This window comes from Ohtaekwangia sp., assembly GCF_036568665.1.
In the GTDB taxonomy this organism is placed as follows: domain Bacteria; phylum Bacteroidota; class Bacteroidia; order Cytophagales; family Cyclobacteriaceae; genus Ohtaekwangia.
Genome location: NZ_DATCSD010000131.1, coordinates 1 through 5,124, shown reverse-complemented (window position 1 = coordinate 5,124; position 5,124 = coordinate 1). Strand labels below are relative to the sequence as shown.

The 5,124-nt window shown below is 41.8% G+C and carries 5 protein-coding genes; all 5 read left to right on the top strand.

Translation table 11 applies throughout. The features are described from left to right. Window positions 1-281 precede the first annotated feature (281 nt). A complete protein-coding gene (locus tag VIN08_RS06905) occupies window positions 282-1,142 on the top strand; it encodes a protein-glutamate O-methyltransferase CheR (RefSeq protein ID WP_331962221.1) in 861 nt (286 codons plus the stop codon). Next, window positions 1,129-1,635, top strand: coding sequence for a chemotaxis protein CheD (locus VIN08_RS06900; RefSeq protein WP_331962219.1), 507 nt, complete (start codon window positions 1,129-1,131; stop codon window positions 1,633-1,635). Before VIN08_RS06905 ends, VIN08_RS06900 begins: the two co-directional genes overlap by 14 nt. Window positions 1,636-2,045: 410 nt before the next feature. Then, entirely contained in the window at window positions 2,046-2,420 is a 375-nt protein-coding gene (locus VIN08_RS06895; protein ID WP_331962216.1) for a hypothetical protein, read from the top strand. A gap of 118 nt (window positions 2,421-2,538) precedes the next feature. Beyond that, window positions 2,539-2,868 carry a PadR family transcriptional regulator gene (locus tag VIN08_RS06890; RefSeq protein WP_331962213.1) on the top strand — a complete coding sequence of 110 codons (330 nt, stop codon included), beginning with the start codon at window positions 2,539-2,541 and terminating at the stop codon, window positions 2,866-2,868. After that, window positions 2,865-5,124: ABC transporter permease (locus tag VIN08_RS06885; RefSeq protein WP_331962210.1), on the top strand; the 2,260-nt coding region annotated here is incomplete at its 3' end. The genes VIN08_RS06890 and VIN08_RS06885, both read left to right, overlap by 4 nt.

The following is a 5,124-nucleotide window of genomic DNA, read 5'->3' as shown; positions in this document are numbered from 1 at the left end:
CGCAGCAACATGAAAAAGAAAACTCTTGAGAATCATGTGCGGCAGCATGCGCCTGCTTTTGGTAAAGGTATAGACTTGAAACTGGAAGACGGACCTGGTGACCAGGAATTTACAGAGTTTTGAATTTTTCGTTCGTAATATAAAAAACAGGTATGGGAGATTTTGATATGGGGAAGTGGTATATGAAGCGGGGAAAGATCTTCTTATACCTGTTGATTATGATTGCTGTATTTCTGCTGATAAAGTTTGTATTCCTATAAATTTTGAATCCGGCTTAGAGCATGTATCAGGGTGAATCAGCAGCGTTGCACATGGACGATGCCAGCTTCGAAAAACTTAGCCGCTATATTATAGCGAATTATGGTATTAAGCTGCCGCCATCAAAACGATCTATGTTGGAAAGCCGGTTGAATAAAAAAGTAAGAACGTTGGGGTTAACCAGTTACACCGAATTTATAGACTATATATTTAGCGATAAAGGCAAGAAGGATGAATTATGGCGCGTGGTCGACCTGATCACAACCAACAAAACAGATTTTTTTCGCGAGCCTTCTCACTTCCAATTTTTATCAGATATATACTTGCCTGCCTACATGCAGCAGAAAGGATTGAGAAACCTGAAGGTTTGGTCTGCGGGCTGTTCCACCGGAGAAGAGCCCTATTCACTGGTAATGTTGTTCGAGGAATTTAGAAAGCAGTATGCCGCGTTTAATTATTCCATTTTGGCAAGCGATATTTCTGTTCGCGCTATACAAGCAGCACATCAGGGAATATATCGCGCAGAGCGAACCTCGGTGATTCCATCTGCCTGGAAGCGAAGTTACCTTCTGAAAAGTAAAGATGATAACAGTAGTCTTGTGCGGGTAAAGCCAATGTTCAGAAATAAAATTACCTATAGACGCATTAATTTAATTGAACCTACAGATAGCGCTCTGCAGGGCACACACGATCTTATCTTCTGCCGTAATGTGTTGATCTATTTTGACAGAGTTGTGCAGGAGAATGTTATCAGAAAACTTATGACTTGCCTGAAGCCCGGAGGCTTACTATTTCTCGGTCACAGCGAGTCCGTTATGGGTATGAATGTACCGTTAAAGCAAATACAGCCCACTATATATCAACGCCCAGATGTTATCGCTTAAGCGCTATTTTTTAACCAGTGGACAATTTATAATCACCACAGTGCCGGCACAAATATATACTGTGCTTGGTTCATGTGTATCGGTTTGTTTTTGGGATAAACAACACCTGTTGAGTGGAATGAACCACTATCGCATGCCAGGTTCTGTTGAAAGTTCTCCATCCGATCCGGATCATGGCTACTCCTCTACTACCATGTTAATACGTTCTATGCTAAACCGTGGAGCCCGCATTGCATCGATGGAGGCCAAAATTTTTGGCGGATGTAACTCTTGGGCTGGTGATCACACCATGTTTTCCATTGGAAGAAGAAATGTAGAAATAGCCGTAGCATTGCTGAAAGAAGCAGGTATTCGCATTGCAGCGCAACAGACCGGCGGTAACTACGGACGGAAAATAGTTTTTAATACGCATACCGGTAAAGTAAGGATGTTTACCTTGAACAGATCTGGCGCTGAGATCAATGAAGCGATCAGCCGCGGATTCGGTTATTAAACAGTTGTCCACTCCACACCGTTTTAAACCGTTAATGCCTACATGCATGTGTAGGAAAAATGCATGAGTCATTTTTAATGTTGTTGTTTTATATTTGCGCATAAACACAGAGAATGCGTTCTGCATCACGTATGAGATATTGATATTCCGTTGTTTTGATTCGCATATTTAGCCCAAGGAAAGAAGGGAGGCCAGGTGCCTTCCTTTTTTATTTATAACCCTTACAAATTTTAGCGTCGCTGCACATATCTGTATCAATCTATAGTTGCCCTCCCAATATGAGAGCTATCATAGTAAAGTTGAGAGAGCCACCTGCTCAATAATTGAAATTATGGCACTAAACGCCATTGCACCTGTCGGTATAGGGTTTGTCTTCATTAAGTAAGTGATGTTGAAAGGAGGGTAAACGCATGATCTATAAAAGACAAGCAGAAATTCCGATCAGTGTTCTTTGGAGTTATCGGGAATTTAAACGTGATGAAGTGCCGGCACCACGGCTGCCCTACATCAATATGTATGATGTAGATGAAGTAACGGGCTATGTGAAAGAGCATGGCCTTACGCCACTCGAGCTTACGGTGATAAAGAATACAGCGCTACTCACCGATGGCAACCATCGCATTGTTGCTGCGAAGAGATTGGGCTATGAAGTGGTGCCCGTTGAAATAATTATTCATTTTGGTAACGGTGTGGATTATTTTTATGAACATACACTGAACCGTTTCCTGCCCATCGATGCAAATCTCGAAGCACATCTTCGTAAAATTTTCTTCCTCAATATTTAGTTCATAATGTGTTATAGTCTGCTTTAAAAGACAACAGTGTGTGTTGCTGGACTATTTTTTATTAAAAATAGAAACATATTTTCTATGTTTACAGTATAAGTACATAGAACCCCATCTCATGAAGGGATACATCGGAGAATTTGAAGAGCTAGTGCTGCTTACAATTGCCAGCCTGGGCGAAGATGCCTATGGTGTAACAGTAAAAGAAGCCATAGAACAACGTGCTGACCGCAGTATAAGTCTGGGAGCATTGCATGCAACCATTACGCGGTTGGAAGAAAAAGGCTATTTAAAATCATGGCTCGGTGAGCCAACACAAGAGCGCGGAGGCAGACGCAAGCGTTACTTTGAAGTAACGCATCAGGGGAAAATAGAATTGCACCACATGAAATCATTGCGCGATGAACTGTGGAAATTATCCAAGGGAACCCTATCACTCTCCAAATGAAAACTGTTAAACCACCGCGGCTTGCCGATAAGATCTTTGCCTGGTATTGCGACCCCATATATACCGAAGACTTATGTGGCGACCTTGAAGAAATATTTTACAATGACTTAGAAAACATGCCGGTATATAAAGCGAAGCTCGAATACTGGCAGCGCATCCTTTCATTGTTATTCTCTTATGCTATAAAAAAGAGAAAGCAGAGGTCCGCGCATCATTATTACTCATACTCATCATTTCATCCTGCTATGCTAAAAAATTACTTTCTTATTGCAACACGCAACCTGGCCAAACATAAATTTTTTACGATCATTAATGCGCTGGGGCTGGCCGTTGGTATGTCTATAGGTTTATTATTGATTGCTATGCTTTCGTTTCTGTGGACTTACGATGCGTTTCATGTAAACAAAGACAGAATATACAGGGTGATCTCCATAACCGATAATAATGTGAAGGTGCGTGCGCTGGCTACGGCACCATCTGCTATAGCACAAAATTTAAAAGACAATTATACCGGTATAGAAAAAGTGGTGCGGATCAACAATTCACTTTCTGCAGAAGCACATTACCTGAATAAAGCTATACCGTTGCAAGGCTATTATGCAGATGATAATTTTCTGCAGGTATTTACTTTTCCTTTACTGAAAGGCAACGTTGCGCAGGCCCTCGTTAAGCCGAATACTATGGTGATGACAGAGGAGGCTGCAACAAAGATGTTTGGAGAAGAGGATGCTATAGGTAAAGTGATTGAGATGGGTGGGCACGACTTTGAGATTACAGGCCTGCTGAAAAACTATTCAAAAAACTCGCACATGGAATTTGAAGTGCTGGCATCTTACCAGACACTCCTTTCGTCTGCAACCACAGAGCAACTGAATAATTGGGTTGAGTTTCCGGGCTCTTACATCTATATACTGTTCCCGGAACAACACAACGTGTCGGATATAGAATCGTACTTGAATACAGTAGCAACCAAACAGTATGCAAACAATAAGGATTTTTCTGCCCGATTTGAATTACAAGCATTGACCGATATAGCCCCCGGCCGTGAGTTACGATACCAGATTGGCCCGGAGTGGGATTATTTGTCGATAGGTATATTTATAGTTCTTACTGCTATGATTTTGCTGCCAGCATGTTTCAACTATGCAAATATATCTATATCACGTGCCTTAAAGCGGATGAAGGAAATAGGCTTGCGCAAAGTAATGGGCGGCCAGCGAAACCAGATCTTTCTGCAATTTATTACCGAAACCGTTATCATTACTTTGCTCGCACTAATACTCTCGTACTATATATTTCTTACCGCGCGTGAGCAATTCTTATTAATGCTGGCCGATCGCACAGGACTCGATCTCTCGATGAACCTGCGCACCATGCTATATTTTGTACTCTTTGCACTTGCAGTCGGTATTATAGCGGGTATTATACCGGCAGTTTATTTCTCCAAACTTACACCGATCCAGGCATTGCGAACTAAGCCGGTAAGTAAAGGTATATCTCGCCTCAGCCTTCGCAAGGCATTGATCGTTGGACAATTTGCATTGTCGCTCGGGTTCATCATGTCGGTAGTGATTGTGTTGAGTCAGTATCGTCATACACTCAATCACAATTTTGGGTTCGATCAGGAAAATATACTGGATGTGCCATTGCAGGGAGCTGATCCGCAAGTATTTCGCAATGAGTTTTCTAAACTCACTTCCGTGCAAAGTATATCGATGTCGTCTGATGTTGTGGGTGCCAGTGGCCTGGAGAGTATATGGGTGAAGGACGGTGAACGAACTGATTCTTCGGAAGTGTCTCAGATGTTTATAGATGAAAAGTATATAAACAATATGAAGTTATCGCTGCTGGCCGGGAGTAATTTTTCGGAAGATATAGCGCAGAACCGAAAACATATAATTGTGAACGAAGAGTTTCTAAAGGCATTTGCTATAAAAGATGTAGCGTCAGCTATAGGTGAATCATTTATATTGCCCGAAGGCGAAGAAGTCGTAGTGGCGGGCGTTGTGCGTAACTTTCACTACATGCCATTAACCGAACCAATAAGAAGTTTCTTCTTTCGGTATGATGCCAGCCGTTTTCAATATGCTAATATCAAAATGATCATCACCGATGTATTCGCATCCATTACACAAATGGAATCTGCCTGGAAACTATTTGCCGGAGAGAAGAAATTCGAAGCAAAGTTTTTTGATGATGAAATTCGTGAAGCCTACTCGTTTTATTTTTCAATGATAAAGATTTGCGGTGCGTTGG